The organism is Streptomyces sp. NPDC093984 (assembly GCF_044764595.1).
Taxonomy (GTDB): Bacteria; Actinomycetota; Actinomycetes; order Streptomycetales; family Streptomycetaceae; genus Streptomyces; species Streptomyces cynarae.
Genome location: NZ_JBIWIM010000001.1, coordinates 678,034 through 700,954 on the forward strand (window position 1 = coordinate 678,034; position 22,921 = coordinate 700,954).

18 protein-coding genes are annotated in these 22,921 nt (G+C 71.5%); 6 read left to right on the forward strand and 12 right to left on the reverse strand.

Annotated features, from left to right (window positions below; all coding sequences use genetic code 11):
• Positions 1-18: 18 nt before the first annotated feature.
• Together ACIRC0_RS03200 and ACIRC0_RS03205 are read left to right on the forward strand one after the other, a co-directional pair.
• Positions 19-144, forward strand: coding sequence for an LPFR motif small protein (locus ACIRC0_RS03200; RefSeq protein WP_403610490.1), 126 nt, complete (start codon positions 19-21; stop codon positions 142-144).
• Positions 145-277: 133 nt separating this feature from the next.
• Entirely contained in the window at positions 278-2,641 is a 2,364-nt protein-coding gene (locus ACIRC0_RS03205; protein WP_403610492.1) for a Tex family protein, read from the forward strand.
• A gap of 235 nt (positions 2,642-2,876) precedes the next feature.
• On the opposite strand, the gene ACIRC0_RS03210 is transcribed toward ACIRC0_RS03205, so the two are convergent.
• The 4 genes from ACIRC0_RS03210 to ACIRC0_RS03225 all read right to left on the reverse strand — a co-directional run bounded on the left by ACIRC0_RS03210 (position 2,877) and on the right by ACIRC0_RS03225 (position 8,686).
• A complete protein-coding gene (locus ACIRC0_RS03210; RefSeq protein WP_403610495.1) occupies positions 2,877-3,722 on the reverse strand; it encodes an LLM class flavin-dependent oxidoreductase in 846 nt (281 codons plus the stop codon).
• Positions 3,723-3,891: 169 nt separating this feature from the next.
• Entirely contained in the window at positions 3,892-5,532 is a 1,641-nt protein-coding gene (locus tag ACIRC0_RS03215; protein ID WP_403610497.1) for an ABC-F family ATP-binding cassette domain-containing protein, read from the reverse strand.
• A gap of 48 nt (positions 5,533-5,580) precedes the next feature.
• Positions 5,581-6,603, reverse strand: a complete 1,023-nt coding sequence (locus ACIRC0_RS03220) for an oxidoreductase (RefSeq protein ID WP_403610499.1) — start codon at positions 6,601-6,603, stop codon at positions 5,581-5,583.
• 130 nt (positions 6,604-6,733) lie between these two features.
• Positions 6,734-8,686 carry a Xaa-Pro dipeptidyl-peptidase gene (locus tag ACIRC0_RS03225; RefSeq protein WP_403610501.1) on the reverse strand — a complete coding sequence of 651 codons (1,953 nt, stop codon included), beginning with the start codon at positions 8,684-8,686 and terminating at the stop codon, positions 6,734-6,736.
• A gap of 213 nt (positions 8,687-8,899) precedes the next feature.
• Between ACIRC0_RS03225 and ACIRC0_RS03230 the strand changes: the two genes are divergently transcribed.
• Entirely contained in the window at positions 8,900-10,393 is a 1,494-nt protein-coding gene (locus tag ACIRC0_RS03230; protein ID WP_403610503.1) for a M1 family metallopeptidase, read from the forward strand.
• A 126-nt stretch (positions 10,394-10,519) separates the two neighbouring features.
• Here ACIRC0_RS03230 and ACIRC0_RS03235 read toward each other — a convergent pair whose 3' ends face one another.
• The 7 genes from ACIRC0_RS03235 to ACIRC0_RS03265 all read right to left on the reverse strand — a co-directional run bounded on the left by ACIRC0_RS03235 (position 10,520) and on the right by ACIRC0_RS03265 (position 18,342).
• Entirely contained in the window at positions 10,520-11,986 is a 1,467-nt protein-coding gene (locus tag ACIRC0_RS03235; protein ID WP_403610506.1) for an amino acid permease, read from the reverse strand.
• A gap of 271 nt (positions 11,987-12,257) precedes the next feature.
• On the reverse strand, positions 12,258-14,438 hold the full coding sequence (locus tag ACIRC0_RS03240) for a 3-hydroxyacyl-CoA dehydrogenase NAD-binding domain-containing protein (protein WP_403610508.1): 2,181 nt from the start codon (positions 14,436-14,438) through the stop codon (positions 12,258-12,260).
• 49 nt (positions 14,439-14,487) lie between these two features.
• A complete protein-coding gene (locus tag ACIRC0_RS03245) occupies positions 14,488-15,702 on the reverse strand; it encodes an acetyl-CoA C-acetyltransferase (RefSeq protein WP_403610510.1) in 1,215 nt (404 codons plus the stop codon).
• 3 nt (positions 15,703-15,705) lie between these two features.
• The gene (locus ACIRC0_RS03250) at positions 15,706-16,899 is read right to left on the reverse strand and encodes a CaiB/BaiF CoA transferase family protein (RefSeq protein WP_403610512.1); all 1,194 of its coding nucleotides are present in this window, start codon (positions 16,897-16,899) and stop codon (positions 15,706-15,708) included.
• A gap of 194 nt (positions 16,900-17,093) precedes the next feature.
• Positions 17,094-17,240 (reverse strand): morphogenic membrane protein MmpA, encoded by a 147-nt coding sequence (gene mmpA / locus ACIRC0_RS03255; RefSeq protein WP_403610514.1) that lies wholly within the window; start codon positions 17,238-17,240, stop codon positions 17,094-17,096.
• 62 nt (positions 17,241-17,302) lie between these two features.
• Positions 17,303-18,022: an endonuclease V gene (locus tag ACIRC0_RS03260; RefSeq protein WP_403610516.1), complete on the reverse strand. Its 720-nt coding sequence runs from the start codon at positions 18,020-18,022 to the stop codon at positions 17,303-17,305.
• Positions 18,019-18,342: a plasmid stabilization protein gene (locus ACIRC0_RS03265; RefSeq protein WP_200420360.1), complete on the reverse strand. Its 324-nt coding sequence runs from the start codon at positions 18,340-18,342 to the stop codon at positions 18,019-18,021. The genes ACIRC0_RS03260 and ACIRC0_RS03265 overlap by 4 nt, the downstream gene beginning before the upstream one ends.
• A gap of 290 nt (positions 18,343-18,632) precedes the next feature.
• On the opposite strand from ACIRC0_RS03265, the gene ACIRC0_RS03270 reads away from it, so the two are divergent.
• Positions 18,633-19,049, forward strand: coding sequence for an SsgA family sporulation/cell division regulator (locus ACIRC0_RS03270; protein WP_403610519.1), 417 nt, complete (start codon positions 18,633-18,635; stop codon positions 19,047-19,049).
• Between the two features lie 111 nt (positions 19,050-19,160).
• Here the strand turns inward: ACIRC0_RS03270 and ACIRC0_RS03275 are convergent, their stop codons facing one another.
• Positions 19,161-20,003: an isocitrate lyase/phosphoenolpyruvate mutase family protein gene (locus ACIRC0_RS03275; protein ID WP_403610521.1), complete on the reverse strand. Its 843-nt coding sequence runs from the start codon at positions 20,001-20,003 to the stop codon at positions 19,161-19,163.
• A 377-nt stretch (positions 20,004-20,380) separates the two neighbouring features.
• Here ACIRC0_RS03275 and ACIRC0_RS03280 point away from each other — a divergent pair, with 377 nt between their 5' ends.
• Both ACIRC0_RS03280 and ddaH read left to right on the forward strand, forming a co-directional pair.
• On the forward strand, positions 20,381-22,009 hold the full coding sequence (locus ACIRC0_RS03280; RefSeq protein WP_403610524.1) for an ABC-F family ATP-binding cassette domain-containing protein: 1,629 nt from the start codon (positions 20,381-20,383) through the stop codon (positions 22,007-22,009).
• A 108-nt stretch (positions 22,010-22,117) separates the two neighbouring features.
• Positions 22,118-22,894 carry a dimethylargininase gene (gene ddaH, locus ACIRC0_RS03285; RefSeq protein WP_403610526.1) on the forward strand — a complete coding sequence of 259 codons (777 nt, stop codon included), beginning with the start codon at positions 22,118-22,120 and terminating at the stop codon, positions 22,892-22,894.
• The last annotated feature ends 27 nt before the right edge of the window (positions 22,895-22,921 follow it).

Sequence of the window (22,921 nt, forward strand, 5' to 3'; positions counted from 1 at the left end):
AGACGAAAGGGGAAGCTTGTGTTCCGTGCGATCGCAGACGTACTGCGCCAGATCGGCGGCGCCGTCGCGACCGTCGTGACGCTGCCGCTGCGGGCACTGGCCCGGCTGTTCGGCGGGGCTTCGGGCTCCGCCCGCCGGGCCTGAGCGGGCCCGAGGACTCCCAGCCCACGGGGCGGCGCGGACGGCGCCGCCCCGTCCTCGTGCCCTTGAGCCCCCGTTGTCGGTGCGACCTGCCACAATTGCCGCGCAACCTCAGTGGAGAAGGCGGTACGGGATCGTGACGACACCCGGGTCCCTCGGAGCAGGGTCCATCGAAGGCAGGATCGCCGAGGAGCTCGGCGTACGGGAGCGGCAGGTGAAGGCCGCGGTCGAGCTGCTGGACGGCGGCTCGACTGTGCCCTTCATCGCCCGCTACCGCAAGGAAGCGACCGAGATGCTCGACGACGCGCAGCTGCGCGCGATCGAGGAGCGGCTGCGCTATCTGCGTGAGCTCGAGGAGCGGCGCACGGCGATCCTCGAGTCGGTGCGCGAGCAGGGCAAGCTGACGGAGGAGCTCGAGGCGCGGATCCGGGGCGCGGAGACCAAGGCGCGCCTGGAGGACATCTACCTCCCCTACAAGCCGAAGCGACGCACCAAGGCGCAGATCGCGCGCGAGGCGGGACTCGAGCCGCTGGCCGAGGGGCTGCTCGGCGACCCGGCGGTGGAGCCTCTGGCCGCCGCGGCCGCGTTCGTCGACGCCGACAAGGGGGTGCCGGACCCGCAGGCCGCGCTGGAGGGCGCGCGGGCGATCCTCACCGAGCGGTTCTCGGAGGACGCGGACCTGATCGGCGAGCTGCGCGAGCGGATGTGGGTGCGCGGGCGCCTGGCGTCCAAGGTGCGGGAGGGCAAGGAGGAGGCGGGCGCCAAGTTCGCCGACTACTTCGACTTCACAGAGCCCTTCACCGAGCTGCCCTCGCACCGGGTCCTCGCCCTGCTGCGCGGCGAGAAGGAGGAGGTCCTCGACCTCGTCCTGGAGCCGGAGGAGCCGACGGACGGCCCGTCGTCGTACGAGGGGATGGTGGCGCACCGCTTCGGGATCGCCGACCGCGGCCGTCCCGCCGACAAGTGGCTGCTGGACACGGTCCGCTGGGCGTGGCGCACCCGCATCCTGGTGCACCTCGGCATCGACCTGCGGCTCAGGCTGCGTACGGCGGCCGAGGACGAGGCCGTGAAGGTCTTCGCGGCGAATCTGCGCGACCTGCTGCTCGCCGCCCCCGCCGGCACGCGCGCGACGCTGGGCCTGGACCCCGGTTTCCGTACGGGTGTGAAGGTGGCCGTGGTGGACGCGACCGGCAAGGTGGTCGCCACGGACGTCATCTACCCGCACGTCCCGGCCAACAAGTGGGACGAGGCGATCGCCAAGCTGGCCCGGCTGGCCAAGGAGCACGCGGTCGAGCTGGTCGCGATCGGCAACGGCACGGCGTCCCGCGAGACGGACAAGCTCGCCGGTGAACTCATCGCCAAGCACCCCGAGTTGAAGCTGACGAAGGTGATGGTGTCCGAGGCGGGCGCGTCGGTGTACTCCGCCTCCGCGTTCGCCTCGCAGGAGCTGCCGGACATGGACGTGTCGCTGCGTGGCGCGGTCTCCATCGCCCGCCGTCTGCAGGACCCGCTCGCCGAACTGGTGAAGATCGACCCGAAGTCGATCGGTGTCGGCCAGTACCAGCACGACCTGTCCGAGGTGAAGCTGTCCCGCTCGCTGGACGCGGTGGTGGAGGACTGTGTGAACGGCGTGGGCGTGGACGTCAACACGGCGTCGGCTCCGCTGCTCGCCCGGGTCTCCGGCATCTCCTCCGGGCTCGCGGAGAACATCGTGGCGCACCGCGACGCCAACGGCCCGTTCACGTCGCGCGCCCAGCTGAAGAACGTGGCGCGGCTCGGGCCCAAGGCGTACGAGCAGTGCGCGGGCTTCCTGCGGATCCGGGGCGGTGACGACCCGCTGGACGCCTCCAGCGTGCACCCGGAGGCGTACCCGGTGGTCCGGCGCATGGTGAAGACGACGGGGCAGGAGGTGGCGTCGCTGATCGGGAACACGGCGGTGCTGCGCTCGCTGAAGGCGTCCGACTTCGTGGACGAGACGTTCGGTCTGCCGACGGTGACCGACATCCTCAAGGAGCTGGAGAAGCCGGGGCGCGACCCGCGGCCCGCGTTCAAGACGGCCAGCTTCAAGGAGGGCGTGGAGAAGATCTCCGACCTGTCGTCCGGGATGGTCCTGGAGGGCGTGGTCACGAACGTCGCCGCGTTCGGCGCCTTCGTCGACGTCGGCGTCCACCAGGACGGTCTGGTGCACGTCTCCGCGATGTCGAAGACGTTCGTCAAGGACCCGCGGGACGTGGTGAAGCCGGGTGACATCGTCAAGGTGAAGGTCCTGGACGTCGACATTCCGCGCAAGCGGATCTCGCTGACGCTGCGGCTGGACGACGAGGCGGCCCCGCAGGGGCAGCCCTCCGGCGGCGCCCGGCAGCGCGGCGGGCGTCCCCCGCAGCAGCGTCAGGGCCGCCAGGGCACGGGCTCCCGTCAGGCGCCCCCGCCGGCCAACAGCGCGATGGCGGACGCACTGCGCCGTGCAGGTCTGCTCGACCAGAAGCCGGGCCGCCGCTGACGCCTCCGGCCGGGAACACCCGGGCCTTTCGCCCGCCCCCCGTGAGGGTGCCCCCGTGTCGCCCTGTCGGGCAGGGCGGGCTCACGCCGCAGCGCCCGGGCCCGCCGCACAGGAGCGCGCCCGGGCTGTGGGGCGGCCGATGCGGCGACGCCGGGCCCCGCCCCCTGCTCCGCGCACGACGGAGGGGCGGGGCCCGGTGTCCCGAGTCACCGCCCCTGGTCCGTCGTCCGGGTCGCTACAGGACGTCGGTGAGGCGGTCCACCTGGGCGGGGTCGAGGCCGTAGCAGTAGAGCATCACCTCGTCGGCGCCGAGGTCGGTGAAGGCGGTGATCGCCTCGCGGATCTCCGTCGGTGTGGTGAGCATCCCGGCGACCATCCGGTCGGCCATGCCGGTGAAGGTGTAGTACGCGTGCATGGCGGTCCGTGCGTCGTCGATCACGTCCTGCGGGCCGAGCGCCACATTGACCTGCGCGACGAGGCGGGGCTCGCCGTCGCGGCCGTACCGCTGCCAGAACCCGCGGACGGTGTCGAACAGGCCGCCCGCCCAGGAGGGTGGCGCGGCGGCCAGGAAGCCGTCGCCCCACCGCGCGACGCGTTCGAGCGCGGCCGGCTTGAACCCGCCGAAGAGGACCTCGGGGCCGCCGGGGCGAGCGGGCTCCGGCCCGATCGGGCCGACGCCCTCACCGTACGGCTCGCCGGACCACAGGCGCCGCATGGCCTCCATCTGCTCGTCGAGTCGCCGGCCCCGGGTGCGCGGGTCGGTGCCCGTGGCCCGGTGGTCGTCGTCACGGCCGCCGATGCCCAGGCCGAGGACCAGCCGCCCACCGGTCATCCGGTCCAGGGTGGCGGCCTGTTTGGCGAGCAGGGCGGTGTCGCGCAGCGGGGCGAGCAGCACCTCGGTCTGGACGCGGATGCGCGAGGTGGCTCCCGCGAGGACGGAGAGCGCGACCAGGGGTTCGGGGTTGTCGTAGACGAGCCGGTCGAGCAGGCCGAGGGTGCTGAAGGGCCCGGCGTCCGCGTGCCGCGCCCAGGTGAGCAGGGTGGCCGGGTCGCCGATGGGCAGACCGATACCGATGTTCATGCGGGAGACCTCCGACAGGAAGGGTCGACAAGGAAAGCTGCCGCCCCTCCGGCACCTCGGTGAGGTGGGACGCTCCCGCTCTGCGGCGTACTTCGGGGGAACGTCTCATCGGAGTGAACTCACTGTAGAGCGATGGGAGTTCGGGGAACAACCCGATTACCCGACGCGGTCACCGGTGTTCCGTCACCTTGCCGTCCGCCACCTCCAGGCGGCGTGTCACCCGCACCGCGTCCAGCATCCGGCGGTCGTGCGTGACGAGGAGCAGGGTGCCCTCGTAGGAGTCCAGGGCCGACTCCAGCTGTTCGATCGCCGGCAGGTCCAGGTGGTTCGTCGGCTCGTCCAGGACCAGCAGGTTGACGCCCCGGCCCTGGAGCAGCGCCAGCGCGGCACGGGTGCGTTCGCCCGGGGAGAGGGTCGCCGCCGGGCGCAGGATGTGGTCCGTCTTCAGGCCGAACTTGGCGAGCAGGGTGCGGACCTCGGCCGGCTCGGTGTCGGGGACCGCCGCGCGGAACGCGTCCAGCAGGGATTCCGGGCCGTGGAACAGCTTGCGGGCCTGGTCGACCTCGCCGACCAGGACGCCCGAGCCGAGGGAGGCATGGCCCGCGTCCAGCGGGACACGGCCGAGGAGGGCGCCGAGCAGCGTGGACTTGCCCGCGCCGTTCGCGCCCGTCACCGCCACCCGGTCCGCCCAGTCGATCTGGAGGGACACCGGGCCGAACGTGAAGTCGCCGCGCCGTACCTCCGCGTCCCGCAGCGTGGCGACGACCGCGCCCGAGCGGGGTGCCGACGCGATCTCCATGCGCAGCTCCCACTCCTTGCGGGGCTCCTCGACGACTTCCAGGCGCTCGATCATGCGCTGGGTCTGCCGGGCCTTCGCGGCCTGCTTCTCGCTGGCCTCGCTGCGGAACTTGCGGCCGATCTTGTCGTTGTCGCTCGCCTTGCGGCGTGCGTTCTTGACGCCCTTGTCCATCCAGGTGCGCTGCATCTGGGCGCGGTCCTGAAGGGCGGACTTCTTGTCGGCGTACTCCTCGTACTCCTCGCGGGCGTGCCGGCGGGCCCGCTCGCGTTCCTCGAGGTAGGCCTCGTATCCGCCGCCGTAGAGGTTGATCTGCCCCTGCGCGAGGTCGAGTTCGAGGACCTTGGTGACCGTGCGGGTGAGGAACTCCCGGTCGTGGCTGACGACCACCGTCCCGGCGCGGAGTCCGCTGACGAAGCGCTCCAGCCGCTCCAGGCCGTCCAGGTCGAGGTCGTTGGTGGGCTCGTCGAGCAGGAAGACGTCGTAGCGGGACAGCAGCAGGGAGGCGAGGCCGGCGCGGGCCGCCTGCCCGCCGGACAGGGACGTCATCGGCTGGTCCAGGCCGACGCCCAGGCCCAGGGAGTCGGCGACCTCCTCGGCGCGTTCGTCGTGGTCCGCGCCGCCGAGGGCGAGCCAGCGCTCCAGGCTCGCCGCGTACGCGTCGTCCGCGCCGGGCGCCCCGTCGACGAGTCCCTGCGTGGCCTCGTCCATCGCGCGCTGGGCGTCGGCGACGCCCGTGCGGCGGGCCAGGAACTCCCATACGGTCTCCCCCGGCCGGCGCTCCGGCTCCTGCGGGAGATGCCCTACCGTCGCGGTGGGCGGGGACAGCCGCAGCTCGCCCTGCTCGGGGGTGAGCAGCCCGGCGAGCATGCGCAGCAGGGTGGACTTGCCCGCGCCGTTGGCACCGACGAGCCCGATCACTTCACCGGGCGCGACGACGAGGTCGAGCCCGGTGAAGAGCGAGCGGTCGCCGTGCCCGGCGGCGAGGTTCTTGGCGACGAGGGTGGCAGTCATCAGACCGCCGATCCTAACCGCCGCCCGGTGCCGCCCGCGCCCCGGTTTTCACCGCGTCACGGCTTCCACCAGCACACTTCCCGAGGTCCGCGCCACGAGGAACGCCTCGCCCTTCACCGCCTTGGGGTCAAGGGCGACACGGTGACGGCCCGGCTCCAGGATGCCGTCGAAGACCTCACTGGTGTGGGTGCGGTAGAGGCGGTCGAGGCGGTGGGCGGTGAGACGGACGCGGCAGGTGGAGGTCACCTCGACGTACGCCGCGCCGTCGGTGGCGGCCAGTCCCGTCAGGCGGCGCTGCCGCACCGGGGCGCGGTCCAGCGCCTGTTCGATCTGGGCGACGAGCAGCGGGACGATCGGGGCGAGTCCGTCGACGTGGGCCACGTCGAGCCCGGCGTCCTTGAAGGAGCGGCGTACGGCGGCCCGTTCCTCCGCGGTGACCGCCCGGCCGAAGGCGACGGCACTGTACCGGCGCAGTTCCTCGGCGGGGACGCCGGTCGCGTCGCGGGTGATGTCGGCGCCGATGCCGATGGTGCGCAGGGCGGCGGCGAGCTTGGCGAGCACGGCGACACGGGCGCCGATCAGCAGCACGCGGCGTCGGGAGGCGGGGGCGCCGCCGTCCAGCAGCGCGCCCAGCGCGGCACGGTACTGGGCGCCGTGGAAGCGGAAGGGGCCGATGCCGTGGTAGCCGTTGAGTTCGAGATCGGCGGTGTCGTCGGTCTGCCAGGCGAAGTCCCGCCAGATGTAGTCGTCGCCGTCGCGTGCGATGACCGCGGTGACCGCTCCGCACGCCAGGTCCTCGCACTCGGGGCAGCCGTACAGGACGTACCGGCCGCCCGGCAGCGGCGCCCCGGTCTCCAGCAGCAGCCCGCGCACCTGCGCGGTGAAGATCGCGGGCGGTATGTCGGAGGCCAGCGGGGAGACGGCGTCCAGGTCGGAGAGCCGGTGCAGCAGCGGGCTTCCGTCGACGACGAAGTCCACGAAGTCCCGGTGCGCTTCGTAGTCGCCACCGGTGAGGACGGCACCGGCGCGCATGGCCGGTGCCAGGCCGAAGGTCGCGTATTCGGCAGACATGCCGTGAGTATCCCCACGCGGGGAGTGATGTGAGCACGGCAGAACGGATTCGGTCGAAGTACCGGGCCGGCGGGGGGCGGCCGGGCCGTGGACCCGGCCGCCCGAGGCTGTGTGGGATGCCCTGCCGCCGTCAGCGGCCGTCAGGGATGCGGTGGGCCCTGTGCGGGCTGCGCAGGCCGTACGGCGTGGTGGGCGCCGCAGTGGCCGACGCCGCCCCGGAGGTGGCGCCCGCGAACGCCGCGGCCCCTCCGACGAGCGGCACCCGGGCCGCCGTGCGGGACAGGTCCACGGTCAGGGTGGGCGTGGTGGACGCAGGGTCGATGAGGTCCTTGTCGGTGCCGGCGACGATCAGGGCCAGCCGGTGGCCCTTCGGGACGACGTGGTCGGTCGCGGCGAGGTCGAGCGTGATCGTGTAGGGCCTGCCCGGGGTCAGCGGGACGCCCTTCGCGTCCGAGGCGTAGTGGCCGAGGTCGGCCCAGCCGCGGCTGAACACCGTGGAGGTGACGTCCGTCTTCTTGGCCTGGGTGACCTTGAAGCAGGCGCTGTCGCCGGCCGTGCTCGCGCCCCAGCAGGTGCGGTCGGTGAGCGTGGTGATGCCCTCCGCGGAGTCGGCGTAGTCGCGGATCGTGTCGGGGCCGAGGTCGACGAGCACGGCGGACAGGTGGGCCGAGGAGGTGGTGGGCGTGACGGTGACGGTCACCGTGGAGGAGCCGGAGATCCGCAGGTCCCTCGACAGTGCGGGGGTGACGAATCCGGCCTTGTCCGGGGTGGGCCGGTCGATGTGCGCGGCCCAGTCGGTCTCACCGAGCTGCGGGTCGTCGGTGAAGGTCTCGGTGCCGGCGCCGGAGCGCAGACCGAGGGTGCCGACGCCGGCCCGGTCGCCGTGGCCGGGACGCAGCGTGGTCGTGGCCGTGCCGCGGGGTGGCCAGGTGGTGGAGGTGACCCACTGGTCGGGGTGGCGTTCGATGTCGGCCACGGGCTCGCGGTCGATGCCGTTGTCGTAGCCGAGGAGTTCGTGGTCGAACCAGCGGTGCAGGGTGTCCACCCATGGGGCGCGCCGGTAGTCGAAGGGGTCGACGTGCCCGGTCTGCGAGAGCCAGATCTTGCGCTTCACGCCGTGCTCGGCGAGCGCGTTCCACCACTGGCCGAGGTGCTTGGTGCGCACGTTGAGGTCCTGCATGCCGTGCACGAGGAAGACGCTCGCGCGGACCTTGCCCGCGTCCTTCACGTAGTCGCGTTCGGTCCACAGCGGTGTCCAGTCACCGGTGCGCGGCGCGCCGTCGACCAGTCTGTGCTGCACTGCGGCGCACTTGGCGCGGGCGTCGGGGCTCTCGACGTAGTCGGACAGCCAGTCCGGGCCGGAGTCGTACAGGGGTGCGCCCTTGGCGAAGTAGTAGTCGTACCAGGAGGAGATGGCGCTGATGGGCACGATGGTCTTCAGGCCCTTGACGCCGGTGGCGGCGACTCCGTTGGCGATGGTGCCGTCCCAGCTCTTGCCGATCATGCCGGTGGCGCCGTTGGTCCAGGTGGCCGTGGCGGGCGTGGTGCCGGTGCGGGTGGTGTATGCCTTGGCGCGGCCGTTCAGCCAGTCGATCACGGCCTTGGCGGACTGGATGTCGGAGCGGCCGCCCACGTCCACGCAGCCGTCGGAGCGATCGGTTCCGGCCAGGTCGACGCCGACGAAGGCGTAGCCGCGCGGTACGAAGTAGTTGTCGTAGAAGAGCGGCATCTGGACGACGTGGCCGCTCGCGTCGTAGGTCTTCTTCTGGCTCTCGTTGCCGCGCCCGCAGCAGGAGTAGTAGGGGCTGGCGTCCATGATGACGGGCACCTTGCGGCCCTGGGCCGCGGGTTCACGGGGCCGGACGACGTCGGCGGCGACACGGTCGGGCTTCCCGTCGCCGTCGCCGTCCAGGCCGGTGTCCACCCAGACCGACTCACGGATGGCGTTGTCGTACGAGTAGACGGGCCGGCTCTCCCGGGGCGCGCTGTGGGCGGCCGACGGGGTGAGGAAGACCGCCAGGAGCGCGGCGATGGCCGCCGCCGCGAGCGGTCTGAAGACTCTGAGGGGGGTGCTGATCCGCATGCGCGGGACGGTACCGGGATCAACTCTCGTGCAGAAGGGGGCATCTGAGGGACTGTCGTGTTCGGCGGGGCCGGTGGGGCCGGATGGACGGGTGGCTCATGTAGGCCGGATGGCGATCGTGTGACAGAGGGTGCCATGGACATGCCGGGGAACGCCGGAGCTGAATAGGCTGCGGACGCAACTGACCTCGTGCCCCTACGACTTGGAGTTCTCGTGCACCGCAGACTCATCGCCCCGGGCGCACTCGCGGCGGCTTCCCTGTTGCTGGCGATCCCGGCATCGGCGGCCGCCTCCCAGCCCGGTGCCCCGGGTATCGGCGATCCCTACTACCCGTACTACGGCAACGGCGGATACGACGTCTCCCACTACGACCTGCGACTCAGGTACCAGCCGAAGACGGACGAGCTGCAGGGCACGGCGACGATCCTGGCGCGGACGACACAGGACCTGTCGCGGTTCGACCTGGACTTCCTGCTGGATGTGAGTGAGGTGCGGGTGAACGGGGCGAAGGCGTCCTTCACCACCTCGGGCCAGCACGAGCTGGTGGTCACGCCCGCGAACCCGCTGCCGAAGGGCACGCCGATCAGCGTCGTGGTCCGCTACAGCGGCGTGCCGTCCACCAAGAGCGCGTACGGCTTCACCACCTGGCACCGCACCCCGGACGGCGCGGTCGCCGCGGACGAGCCCGAGTCGGCGTGGTGGTGGTTCCCGAGCAACGACCACCCGAGCGACAAGGCGACGTACGACGTGTCGGTGGCCGTGCCGGACGGCACGCAGGCGATATCCAACGGCACGCTGCAGTCGACGAGTTCCAAGCTGGGCTGGACCCGCTACAACTGGCGGGAGAACAAGCCTCAGGCGACGTATCTCGCCACCCTCGCCATCGGCAGGTTCGACATCACGACGAGCACCTCGGACGGCGGTGTCCCGGTCGTCAACGCCTACAGCAAGGACCTCGGCGACAACGACGGGGCCGCGCGGGCGAGCGTGGAGCGCACCGGGGAGATCGTCGACTGGCTCAGCGGCTACTTCGGGCCGTATCCGTTCAGCTCGGCGGGCGGCTATGTGCCGAACACGACCACCGGGTACGCGCTGGAGACGCAGACCCGGGTGTACTACAGCCCCAAGCAGTTCGCGAACGGCTCCAACACGTCCGTCGTGGTGCACGAGCTGGCGCACCAGTGGTACGGCGACGACGTGTCGCTGAAGGGCTGGAAGGACATCTGGATCAACGAGGGCTTCGCGCGGTACGCGCAGTGGCTCTGGTCGGAGCACGAGGGCGAGGGCACGACGCAGGAGCTGGCGGACTACGTGTACGCCTCGCACCCGGCCGACGACGCCTTCTGGACGGTGAAGCCGGGTGACCCGGGGCCGGAGAACCAGTTCGACATCGCGGTCTACGACCGGGGTGCGCTGGCCGTCCAGGCGCTGCGGAACGAGATCGGGGACGACGCGTTCTTCGCCGTCCTGAAGGGCTGGCCGAAGGAGCACGCGTACGGCAGCGCCTCGGTCGCCGACTTCCAGGCGTACGCGGAGAAGGTGTCCGGGAAGCCGCTGGGGGCGCTCTTCGACACCTGGCTGTTCCAGCCCTCGAAGCCGGCGGCACCGGCGGCGCGCGCCGCGTCCGTCGCACCGGCTCCGACGGCCGTGACGCAGCCGAAGTCCTGGAAGAAGATCGAGGCGACGAACGCCGTGCACTCCGGCTGATCGGCGGCCCCCACCGGGGCCCCGACCGGCTCGCCGGGGCCGAGGCCGGCTCCGCGACGTGGACGTACGCGGAGCTCGGCCTCGGGCACGGCGCGCGAGGCAGGCGCCGCTCCGGCCGCCAAGCGGTTACCTCGTGAGGTCGGTCAGTTCCTGGTTCGTGGCCTGTTCCATGCGGCGGCGCAGCGCGAACCAGCCGCCGACGAGCAGGGCCGCGATCACGGGGATGAGCAGCAGGGTCTTGCGGCCGACCTCGGGGTCGTTCCACATCAGGCCGAGGCAGACCAGCAGGAAGACGATCGTCGCGATCTCCGTGACCGGGCTGCCGGGCAGCCGGAAGGTCGGCCGGGTGAGGTGGCCCGCCCGGGCGCGGCGGACGAAGACCAGGTGGCAGATCATGATGATCACCCAGGTGCTGACGATCCCGAGGGAGGCCACGTTCAGCACGATCTCGAAGGCCTGGCTCGGCACGAAGTAGTTCAGGCCGACGCCGATCACGCAGACCGCGCAGGTCAGCAGGATGCCGCCGTAGGGAACCTGGCTGCGGTTCATCCGCGCCGTGAACTTCGGCGCCGAGCCCGCCATGGCCATGGAGCGCAGGATGCGGCCGGTGGAGTACAGGCCGGAGTTCAGCGAGGACATCGCGGCGGTGAGGACGACCAGGTTCATCACGTCACCCGCGCCCTGGACACCGATCTTCGACAGCACGGTGACGAAGGGGCTCTGGTCCCCGGAGTAGACCGAACCCGGCAGCAGCAGTGCAAGCAGGACCACCGAGCCGACGTAGAACAGACCCACACGCCACATGATCGAGTTCACGGCGCGCGGCACGACCTTCTCGGGCTCCGCGGTCTCGCCCGCGGCGACGCCCACCAGCTCCAGGGCCGCGTAGGCGAAGATCACGCCCTGCATCACCAGGACGACGGGCATGAGCCCGTGCGGGAAGATCCCGCCGTGGTCGGTGATCACGCCGAGACCGGGCGTGCGGCCGTCCACCTCGTGCCGCGTGGCCAGCAGGAAGATGCCGACGAACATGAAGGCCACCAGGGTGGCGACCTTGATGATCGCGAACCAGAACTCCATCTCGCCGAAGATCTTCACCGAGATCAGGTTCACCGCCAGCACGACCGCGAGGGCGATCAGGGCGAGCACCCACTGCGGGATGGAGGTGAAGAAGCTCCAGTAGTGGGTGTACAGGGCGATGGCGGTGATGTCGGCGATACCGGTCGTCGACCAGTTCAGGAAGTACATCCAGCCGGCGACGTACGCGCCCTTCTCGCCGAGGAACTCGCGCGCGTACGAGACGAACGACCCGGACGACGGCCGGTACAGGACCAGCTCGCCGAGGGCGCGCACGACGAAGAAGGCGAAGACGCCGCAGACCAGGTACGCCAGCGCGAGGGCGGGACCCGCGTTGTGCAGCCGTCCTCCGGCACCGAGGAAGAGTCCGGTGCCGATCGCCCCGCCGATCGCGATCATGTTGATGTGGCGGGCTTTGAGGTCCTTGCTGTAACCGGCGTCGCCCGCGTCCGCGGGCGCCCGGGTCGCATCGGTGTGGGATGCGACCGCGGCCGTGTTCACGGCGTCCTTGCTCACGAGTGGATCTACTCTCTGGTACGCCCGGCGCTGGGGTGGTGCGCGGGTTTCCGGATGGGGCTCGGTCCGGCCACCCCTGACGCGGCACAGACCAAGGGCTCACCTTCTCGCAGAGGCCGATTTCCATGCGATGGCGCACGTCACAGAGCTGGACTTCTCACATGTTCACCACATGGGCGTCCCAGAGTGGTCATAAAGGCACGGCGGGGGACCCGTGCGGGACTCCTGGCCCCGGGTCCCCCGGCCGTCTCAGCGGGCGTCGTTCGCCGTCTCAGTGAGCGTCGGTGAACCTCTCCCCCTTCTCCGCCTTCTCCACCAGCAGCGCGGGCGGCGTGAACCGCTCGCCGTACCGCTCGGCCAGCTCCCGGGCGCGGGCCACGAAACCGGGCAGGCCTCCCTCGTAGCCGTTGATGTACTGCAGGACGCCGCCGGTCCAGCCGGGGAAGCCGATTCCGAAGATCGAGCCGATGTTGGCGTCGGCGACGGAGGTCAGCACGCCCTCCTCGAGGAGCCGGACGGTGTCCAGCGCCTCCGAGAACAGCATGCGCTCCTGCATGTCCCGGAACGGGATCCGGTACCCGGGCTCGGTGAAGTGCTCCCGCAGGCCCGGCCACAGCCGGCCGCGCCTGCCGTCCTCGCCGTACTCGTAGAACCCGGCGCCGCCGCTGCGCCCGATGCGGCCGAACTCGTCGACCATGCGGTCGATGACGGCCTCCGCCGGGTGCGGTGTCCAGGTGCCGCCCGCCTCCTCGACGGCCCGCCTCGTCTCGTTGCGGATCTTGCGCGGCAGGGTGAGCGTCAGCTCGTCCATCAGGGACAGCACCTTCGCCGGGTAGCCCGCCTGGGCCGCCGCCTGCTCGACGGACGCCGGCTCGATGCCCTCGCCGACCATCGCGACGCCCTCGTTGATGAAGTGGCCGATGACACGGGAGGTGAAGAAACCGCGCGAGTCGTTGACCACGATCGGCGTCTTGTTGATCTGGCGCACCAGGTCGAAGGCGCGCGCCAGCGCCTCCTCACCGGTCCGCTTCCCCTTGATGATCTCGACGAGCGGCATCTTGTCGACCGGCGAGAAGAAGTGCAGCCCGACGAAGTCGGACTGCCGCTCCACACCCTCCGCGAGCGCGGTGATCGGCAGGGTGGAGGTGTTGGAGCACAGCAGAGCGTCGGGCGCGACGACGTTCTCGATCTCCTGGAACACCTTGTGCTTGAGCGCCGGGTCCTCGAACACGGCCTCGATGACCGCGTCGCAGCCCGCGACGTCGGCGGCCTCGGCGGTGGGGGTGATGCGGGCGAGCAGCGCGTCGGCCTTCTCCTGGGTCGTGCGCCCCTTGGAGACCGCCTTGGCGCACAGCTTCTCGGAGTAACCCCTGCCCTTGACGGCCGCCTCCAGGGAGACGTCCTTCAGGACGACCTCGATGCCCGCGCGGGCGCACGCGTACGCGATGCCCGCGCCCATCATGCCGGCGCCGAGGACGGCGACCTTGCGGACCCGGCGCGGTTCGATGCCCCCCGGCCGGTTGGCGCCCGAGTTGACGGCCTGGAGGTCGAAGAAGAACGCCTGGATCATGTTCTTCGCGGTCTGCCCGGTGACCAGCTCGGTGAAGTAGCGGGCCTCGATGGTCAGGGCGGTCTCGAAGTCGACCTGGGAGCCCTCGACGGCCGCCGCGAGGATGTTGCGCGGGGCCGGGTAGGGGGCGCCGTTCAGCTGCTTCTTCAGGTTGGCCGGGAAGGCGGGCAGGTTGGCGGCGAACTTCGGGTTGGACGGCGTACCGCCCGGGATCTTGTAGCCGGGCTTGTCCCACGGCTGGTGGGACTCGGGGTTCGCGTCGATGAAGGCGCGGGCCTTCGCCATCATCTCCTCGACGGTGGCGGCGACCTCGTGCACGAGACCGTTCTCCAGCGCTCGCCGGGGCGAGTACTGGGTGCCCTGGAGCAGCACCTTCAGCAGGGCGTCGGCGATGCCCATCAGGCGTACGGTGCGGGTGACGCCGCCGCCCGCCGGGAGCAGACCCAGAGTGACCTCGGGGAGGCCGATCTTGGAGCCGGGGGCGTCGAGGGCGATGCGGTGGTGGGAGGCGAGCGCGATCTCGTAGCCGCCGCCGAGGGCCGCGCCGTTGAGGGCGGCGACGACCGGCTTGCCGAGGGTCTCGATACGGCGCAGGGAGTTCTTGATCGCGACACCGGTCTCGAACGCCTGCTGGGCGTCCTCGGGGCCGGCCTTGATCATGTCCTTGAGGTCGCCGCCCGCGAAGAAGGTCTTCTTCGCGGAGGTGTAGATGATGCCGCGGATGGAGTCCTTCTCGGCCTCGGCCCGCTCGGCGATCGCCGCGATCGACTCCTTGAACGCCTGGTTCATGGTGTTCGCGGACTGGTTCGGGTCGTCGAGGACGAGGGTGACGACGCCGGTGTCGTCCTGCTCCCAGCGGATGGTGGTGGACTCTGTGCTCATCGGGGTGCTCCGTAAGGTCCGTTCGATCCGTTCGATCCGTTGGGGAAGGTCAGACGCGTTCGACGATCGTCGCGATGCCCATGCCGCCGCCCACGCACAGCGTGGCCAGCCCGTACCGCTTGTCCTGCCGCTCCAGTTCGTCCACCAGCGTGCCGAGGATCATCGCGCCGGTCGCGCCGAGCGGGTGACCGAGGGCGATGGCGCCGCCGTTGACGTTGACCTTGTCCAGGGACAGCCCCATGTCCTTGGCGAAGCGCAGCACGACCGCGGCGAACGCCTCGTTGATCTCGACGAGGTCGATGTCGTCGATCGTCAGCCCGGCCTTGACGAGGGCCTTGCGGGTGGCGGGCGCGGGTCCGGTCAGCATGATCGTCGGCTCGGAGCCGGAGACGGCCGCGGACACGATCCTGGCCCGGGGCCGCATCCCGTACCGCTCACCGGCCTCCTTGGAGCCGATGGCGACGAGGGCCGCGCCGTCGACGATGCCGGAGGAGTTGCCCGCGTGGTGGACGTGGTCGATCTGCTCGATCCAGTGGTACTTCTGCAGCGCCACCGCGTCGAAGCCGCCCAGTTCGCCGATGTCCGCGAACGACGGCTTCAGCTTGGCGAGCGAGTCGGCGGTGGTGCCCGGCCGCATGTGCTCGTCGTGGTCGAGGACGACGAGACCGCTGCGGTCCCTCACCGGGACCACGGAGCGGTCGAAGCGGCCGTCCTTCCAGGCCGCCGCCGCCCGCTCCTGGGACAGCGCCGCGTACTCGTCGACGTCCCTGCGGGAGAAGCCCTCGATGGTGGCGATGAGGTCGGCGCCGATGCCCTGCGGCACGAAGTTGACGGTCATGTTGGTCATCGGGTCGGCGAACCAGGCGCCGCCGTCCGACGCCATCGGAACCCGGGACATGGACTCGACGCCACCCGCGAGCACCAGGTCCTCCCAGCCCGAGCGGACCTTGGCGGCGGCCAGGTTGACCGCTTCGAGACCGGACGCGCAGAAGCGGTTCTCCTGGACGCCGGCCACCGTGTCGGGCAGTCCGGCGGCGATCGCGGCGATCCGGGCGATGTCGGAGCCCTGGTCGCCGACCGGGCTCACCACACCGAGCACGATGTCGTCGATCGCGGCGGGGTCGAGATCGGGAAAACGCCGCCGCGTCTCGTGGATGAGCCCGACCACCAGGTCGATGGGCTTGGTGCCGTGCAGGGCGCCGTTGGCCTTGCCGCGCCCGCGCGGGGTGCGGATCGCGTCGTAGACGTACGCTTCGGTGCTCAACTGTCAGCCTTTCGAGGAGGGTCGGCCGGGAAGGCGCGGCTCAGGAGGGTCGAAAGCTTCATCGGTCGCCGCCCCGAGGAGTCGGGGCACGTCCCAGTCGCGGGCGACGTCCTCGGTGTCGGCGCCGGGCTGCGCGGGCCCGCCGCGCACCGCCGTGTGGGTGACCGAGAAGCGGGGCGCGGGCGCCGGCTGGGTGATGCCGCCGTGGTCGGTGAAGGTGCCGCGGGCGGCGAGGTGGGGGTGCGCCGGCGCCTCCCGCAGCGACAGGACGGGCGCCACGCACGCGTCGGAGCCTTCGAAGACGGCGGTCCACTCGTCGCGCGTGCGGGTCTTGAAACGGGCCGCGACCAGCTCCCGGAGTTCACCCCAACGGGCGACGTCCTTGCGGGCCGGGGCCCGGTCCGCGATCCCCAGCAACTCCACGAACTCCCCGTAGAACTGCTGTTCAAGGGCGCCCACCGCCATGTACCGGCCGTCGGCCGTCTCGTAGGTGCCGTAGAACGGGCAGCCTCCGTCGAGCAGGTTGGCGCCGCGCCGGTCCTGCCAGCCCCCGGCGGCGAGCATGCCGTGGATCATCGAGGCCAGGTGGGCGGCACCGTCGACGATGGCCGCGTCCACCACTTGGCCCGTTCCGGTCGCGCGGGCGTGGTGGAGGGCGGCGAGAACGCCGACGACGAGGTAGAGCGCACCGCCCGCGTAGTCGCCGACGAGGTTCGCGGGGATCGCGGGCGGCGCGTCCGGGGCGCCGATCATGCCGAGCGTGCCGGTGAGCGCGATGTAGGCGATGTCGTGTCCGGCGCGCGGGGCGAGCGGGCCCTCCTGGCCCCAGCCGGTCATCCGGCCGTAGACGAGCCGGGGGTTGCGGGCGTGGCAGGTCTCGGGGCCGACGCCGAGGCGTTCCGCGACCCCCGGGCGGTAGCCCTCGATGAGGATGTCGGCGCGCTCGGCCAGGTCCAGGACTCGGGCCGGGCCCTCCTCGGTCTTCAGGTCGACGATCACCGAGCGTTTGTTGCGGTTGGTGACGTCGTACTCCGGGTCGACGGCGAGCCCGGAGCCGTTCGGCCGGTCCACGCGGACCACGTCGGCGCCGAGGTCGGCGAGGAGCATGCCGGCGAACGGGCCGGGCCCGATACCGGCCAACTCGACGACGCGCACGCCGGCGAGGGGACCCTGCCCCGGCGTCCTTGCCACTGCCATCCGGCCCCCAGCTCCGTGACACACCCGATGCGAGATGGGCGTTGTTGAGAACGTGTTCCAGTACGGGGCACTATCCGATCGAGCAAGCGCTTAGTCAAGCACGGGCCCCGACCGCACACTCTCCGTATGCACATTCTCGCCTCACGGTAGCCGCCGCCACCGACAGCGGCGCGGGAGGAAGCGATCGGCCGGCGTCAGAACCCCCACGCCAGGACCGTGACGACCATCCCGACGATCCAGGCGAGTCCCGCCAGAACGGCGAGCAGCAGAGCGGCCGTCACGGCACGCTCGACGGGCTGGGCGGGGTGGCTCACGGACTTGGGCGCACGGTGTGTCGTCATGCGCCCCACCCTGCCGATCACGGGGTTGCGGCCACATCCGTACACGTACTCAGGCGCCGTACTCAGGCCGCGGAGCCGACGGCCTCCTTGAGGGCGCGCCGGCACAGGGTGTCGGCGCGCCGGGTGGACTCGGGGATGCGGTACGCCGGGGCGAGCGCGAGGGTGTGCGCGCAGGCGGTGCCGAGGCCGACGCGGTGCCCCACGGAGACGAACACCGGCTTGACGCCCGGCTGGGTGCGCAGGGCTCTGCCGACCTCGTCGGCGCCCGCGAGAAGCGGGCTCCTGCTGCCGCGCTCGCTGCCCGGCTCCGCGTAGGTGAAGGTGAACGGGTTCTTGGCGACGCCGATCGTGGGCAGTCCGGTGAGGACGCCGAGGTGGCTCGCCAGACCGAACCGGCGCGGGTGGGCGAGGCCATAGCCGTCGCAGACGACCAGACCGGGATCGCGGTCCAGGGCCTCCAACGCGGCCAGGACGGTGGGGATCTCCCGGAAGGCGAGCAGACCGGGGACGTACGGGAAGGAGACCTCGCCGACGGCCGTGGCCTCGGCGAGAGGCGTGAGCGTGCCCGCGTCCAGGACCACGGCCGCCGCCGCGACCACGCCACGCTCGTCGTCGTAGGCGACGTCGACCCCCGTCACGGGGCCGGTCCCGGGCGGCGGCCCCGGTTCGTCGAGGATCACCCGGCCGCGCAGCTCGTCCTGCACGGCACGGGCCTCTTCTTCGGTCGCGGGCCAGCCCGCGGGGGTGCGTGACGAGCGTACGACCCCGCGGCCCGCCGTCACTTGCCCAGCGCGCGCTGCAGCTCGCTCTTGTTCATGTCCGAGCGGCCGCGGATGTTGCGCCGCTTGGCTTCCTCGTACAGCTGGTCGTACGTCTGCCCCTGGGAGCCCTTGCCCGAGCGCTGTCCGCCGCGCTTGGCGGACGACTTGTCCTGGGTGGACGTGCGGCTCGCGGTCTTGGACTCACCGGAACGGGCGCGCTCCTTGTTCACGGTCCGCGCCGCGATCTCCTTGGCGCGCCCCTCGCTCTCCCCGCGGTCGCGCGCGCTCTCCTTGATGTGCTCGTACTGACGTTCCCGTTTGGGGCTCGAGCCGCGTGGCATGACCGTCACTTCCTCTCCGGATGCGGTGCCCTACGAGTACCCCTTTCGCAGCGGTTCACCGTCAACGCCCGCCCGGGAACCGTACAGGCGTGCGCGGGTGTCCTCTCCGGTGTCCCGGAGGCCGCGGGACACCGAAGTGATCGCCCTCACCGTGCGCCGTCCGGTGGCATGGACTCGGTGACAGAGGTCACTCGCATTTCATGTGCACGGATTGGCCGAATCCATCGTCTCTTCAAGTGCCTGGCCTCATCCGCCCGAAGTCCGTCCAGCCGTCACAAGGGAGCAAGGCGTTGTCCACCGTCATCGAGCAGCCCGTGGAGGCCCGACTCGTCGCTGCCGCGCCGCGAATGCCGAGCATTCCCGCCGTGCTCCACTACGACCGGCGCGACCCGTTCGCCGTCCGCATGACCTTCCCCGCCCCGGCCACCCTGGAGGGTGTGGAGGTGTGCTGGACCTTCGCCCGCGAACTCCTCGCCGCCGGCCTGGAGGGCCCGGAGGGTCACGGGGACGTCCGGGTGCGGCCGTACGGCTATGAGCGCACCGTCCTGGAGTTCCACGCCCCGGAGGGCACCGCCGTGGTGCACGTCCACTCGGACGCGATCCAGAGCTTCCTTCGGCGGACCACCGAGTTGGTGCCGGTGGGTCTGGAGCATCTTCAGGTCGACCTGGACCACGACCTGGCGGAGCTGATGCGGGACGCGTGCTGAGCTCCTCGGTGCGCCCGCTCGCCGTCCTTCGGTCCGACGGCGCGTGCGGGCCGTCCGTGGCCGGTCACGCCCACTCGGCGGAGCCGGACACGGTCACCACCCCGCACCCCTTCAGGCCTTCTGACGGTCCCCGCCCAGCAGCCCGTTGAGCTCCCCGTAGTCGAGGCCGGCGGCCAGTGCGTCGTACGTTCCCGCGTCGAGCAGCTCCCGTGCGGCGCGGCGGACCAGGGCGTGGGCGGCCTGCGCGATGCCCGAGCCGACACTGACCCGGGCGACGCCGAGGGCGGCCAGTTCGGGCACCGCGGGCGCGCCCGGGCCGGCCATCACGTTCAGCGGGCCCTCGATGCCCTCGGCCAGCGCCTTCACGGTCACCGGGTCGACGGCCCCGGGGACGAAGACGCCGTCCGCCCCGGCGGCGAGGAACGCGGCGGCCCGCTCCAGGGTCTCCTCCAGGCCTCCGGCGCCGCGCAGATACGTGTCCACGCGCGCGTTGACGAACAGCGGCACCCCGGCCGCCTCGGCGGCCTCGCGCGCGGCGGCGATGCGCGCCGCCTGCTCGGCGACCGGGCGCAGCGGGGCGCCGCCGCCGTACAGGCCGTCCTCGATGTTGACGCCGACGGCGCCCGCCGCCAGCACCGCCCTGATCGTGTCGCCGACGCCCGCGGCGTCTTCGGCGTACCCGGTCTCGATGTCCGCGCTCACCGGCACGGCCACCGCGTCCGCGATCCGGGTCAGGGCCGCGAGGGCGTCGCCGCCACAGAGCCGGTCGCCGTCGGCGGCGCCCAGCTCCCAGGCGAGCCCGGCGCTCGTGGTGGCGACGGCCGCGGCCCCCGCGTCCTCGACGAGCCTCGCGCTGGCGACGTCCCAGACGTTGGGCAGCACGAGCGGATGGCCAGGCACATGCAGGGAACGGAAGGCGAGGGCCTGCTCACGCGGCGAGGTCTTGTTCGTCATGCGGACGAGTCAACCAGGGAGCGGAGGCCGGTGGCTGGCGGAAATCCGACATACGGGTGGGGGCGAGGACGGCGGTCAGAGGCGACGGACCGGGGGCTCACTCCGCGCATTCAAATGCGTTGACGCTCTCACGAGCCCCTCGTACCGTGTTCAACGCTTCTGTTGCCGCCGGGAGGAGAAGGACGTTGCTCGTCTGAGGTCTTGAGACACCGCGTCACACAGCACTGTCCGTGTCTGTGTGCGTCGCGTGCGACCTCGGCGTTCGAGCCGTCCTTCCGGTGCGGAGCTTCCTTTTTTCCTCCGTTCGCGGACCGTCGCCTCATGCGGTGTCTCACACGCGTTGCCCGACACCCGCCCCTCAGCAACCACGAGGCCGTATGTCATCTTCCATCACCTGCACCTCCCTGACCTTCTCCTGGCCCGACGGCACCCCCGTCTTCGACGACCTCCAGGTCGCCTTCGCCACCGGCAGGACCGGACTCGTCGGCACCAACGGTTCCGGGAAGTCCACCCTGTTGAAGCTGATCGCCGGTGAACTCACACCGGCTTCGGGCACCGTGCGCGTCGCGGGGGAGGTCGGCCATCTGCCGCAGAACGTGACGCTCGACACCGCCCTGCGGGTCGACGAGGCCCTCGGCATCGCCGCCCAGCGCGCCGCGCTGCACGCCATCGAGGCGGGCGACGTGGCGGAGGAGCACTTCACGACCGTCGGCGACGACTGGGACGTGGAGGAGCGCGCCGAGGCGATGCTCGGCGAACTCGGCCTCGGTCACATCGGCCTGAACCGCACCATCGGCGAGGTCTCCGGTGGCGAGTCCGTTCTGCTGCGGCTGGCCGCGCTGCTGCTGCGCCGTCCGGACGTGCTGCTGCTCGACGAACCCACCAACAACCTCGACCTGTACGCGCGCAGACGGCTGTACGCGGCGGTGGAGGCGTGGCCGGGGCTCATGGTCGTGGTCAGCCACGACCGGGAACTCCTCGACCGTGTCGACCAGATCGCCGACCTGCGCGCCGGGGAGGTCACCTGGTTCGGAGGCACGTTCTCCGCGTACGAGGAGGCACTGGCCGTCGAACAGGAGGCGGCCGAGCGCATGGTGCGCGTCGCCGAGGCCGATCTGCGCAAGCAGAAGCGTGAACTGGTCGACGCACAGGTGAAGTTGGCGCGCCGCAAGCGGTACGGGCAGAAGATGTGGGACAGCAAGCGCGAACCGAAGATCGTCATGGGGGCGCGCAAACGGGCCGCACAGGAGTCGGCGGGCAAGCACCGTCTCCTGCACGAGGAGCGGCTCGCCGAGGCCAGGGAAAGGCTGGACGAGGCCGTCGAGGCGGTGCGGGACGACGACGAGATCCGCGTCGACCTGCCGTACACGGCGGTACCGCCGGGGCGGTCCGTCCTGACGCTGCGGGACCTGGAGCTGACGTACGGCGCCCGTGTGCACGGCGGCCTGGAACTGCGCGGTCCCGAGCGGATCGCGCTGATCGGGCGCAACGGCGCGGGCAAGACCACGCTCCTGCGCACCATCGCCGGCGAGTTGGACCCGGTGGCGGGCGAGGCGACGGCGCATGTGCCGCTGCGCTTCCTGCCCCAGCGGCTCGACGTCCTCGACGACGGGCTGACGGTGGTCCAGAACGTGGCCCGGTTCGCACCCGCCGCCACCAACAACCGGGTCCGGGCACGCCTGGCCCGCTTCCTGTTCCGCGGCGCCCGGGCCGACCAGCCGGCCGGGACCCTGTCGGGCGGCGAGCGCTTCCGCGCCGCCCTGGCCGCGCTGATGCTCGCCGAGCCCGCGCCGCAGCTGCTGATGCTGGACGAGCCGACCAACAACCTCGACATGGCGAGTGTGCGGCAGCTCACCACGGCCCTGGAGTCGTACGAGGGCGCGCTGATCGTGGCGAGCCACGACCTGCCGTTCCTGGAGTCGATCGGCATCACACGCTGGCTGCTGCTCGACGGAGAGCTGAAGGAGACCACGCCGGAGGCCGTCGGGGAGCCCGACCGGCCCTGACCGGGTCGGCGCCTGGTCCGCGCGGTGGCGGAACCCGGGGCTTTGTCCCCGGGTTCCGGCCCCTGCATGATGGCGGGCGACATCATCAGCCGAGACGGAGTTCCGCACGTGCCCAGCAAGAAGGCCCTCATCCGCCGACCCAGCCCGCGCCTTGCCGAGGGGCTGGTGACCCACATCGAGCGGGAGAAGGTCGACGTCGATCGCGCGCTCGAGCAGTGGGAGGCGTACGCGCGGACGCTGCGCGAGCACGGCTGGGAGACGATCGAGGTCGAACCGGCCGACGACTGCCCGGACTCGGTGTTCGTCGAGGACACGGTGGTGATGTACAAGAACGTCGCTCTGATCACACGACCGGGCGCCGAGTCACGGCGCGAGGAGACGGCGGGCGTCGAGGAGGCCGTGGCCCGGCTGGGCTGTTCGGTGAACTGGATCTGGGAGCCGGGCACCCTCGACGGGGGCGACGTCCTGAAGATCGACGACACGATCTACGTCGGTCGGAGCGGACGCACCAGCGCGGCCGCCGTCCAGCAGATGCGCGCGGTGTTCGAACCACTGGGCGCCCGGGTGGTCCCGGTGCCCGTCACCAAGGTGCTGCACCTGAAGTCGGCGGTCACCGCGCTGCCCGACGGCACGGTCATCGGCCATGTACCGCTGGTGGACAAGCCGTCGCTGTTCCCGCGCTTCCTTCCGGTGCCGGAGGAGTCCGGAGCGCACGTCGTGCTGCTCGGCGGCGACAGGCTGCTCATGTCGGCCGGCGCGCCGAAGACGGCGGACCTGCTCGCCGACCTCGGTCATGAACCGGTCCTGGTGGACATCAGCGAGTTCGAGAAGCTCGAGGGGTGTGTGACGTGCCTGTCGGTGCGGCTGCGGGAGTTGTACGACTGACCGGCTGAAGCGGCCACCCGTTCCTTC

Coding starts and splice junctions, on each gene's coding strand:
- ACIRC0_RS03275 (WP_403610521.1), bottom strand. CDS start 20,003: ATGACGAACAAGACCTCGCCGCGTGAGCAGGCCCTCGCCTTCCGTTCC.
- ACIRC0_RS03225 (WP_403610501.1), bottom strand. CDS start 8,686: ATGCGGATCAGCACCCCCCTCAGAGTCTTCAGACCGCTCGCGGCGGCG.
- ACIRC0_RS03220 (WP_403610499.1), bottom strand. CDS start 6,603: ATGTCTGCCGAATACGCGACCTTCGGCCTGGCACCGGCCATGCGCGCC.
- ACIRC0_RS03250 (WP_403610512.1), bottom strand. CDS start 16,899: ATGGCAGTGGCAAGGACGCCGGGGCAGGGTCCCCTCGCCGGCGTGCGC.
- ACIRC0_RS03265 (WP_200420360.1), bottom strand. CDS start 18,342: ATGCCACGCGGCTCGAGCCCCAAACGGGAACGTCAGTACGAGCACATC.
- ACIRC0_RS03210 (WP_403610495.1), bottom strand. CDS start 3,722: ATGAACATCGGTATCGGTCTGCCCATCGGCGACCCGGCCACCCTGCTC.
- ACIRC0_RS03215 (WP_403610497.1), bottom strand. CDS start 5,532: ATGACTGCCACCCTCGTCGCCAAGAACCTCGCCGCCGGGCACGGCGAC.
- mmpA (WP_403610514.1), bottom strand. CDS start 17,240: ATGACGACACACCGTGCGCCCAAGTCCGTGAGCCACCCCGCCCAGCCC.
- ACIRC0_RS03280 (WP_403610524.1), top strand. CDS start 20,381: ATGTCATCTTCCATCACCTGCACCTCCCTGACCTTCTCCTGGCCCGAC.
- ACIRC0_RS03240 (WP_403610508.1), bottom strand. CDS start 14,438: ATGAGCACAGAGTCCACCACCATCCGCTGGGAGCAGGACGACACCGGC.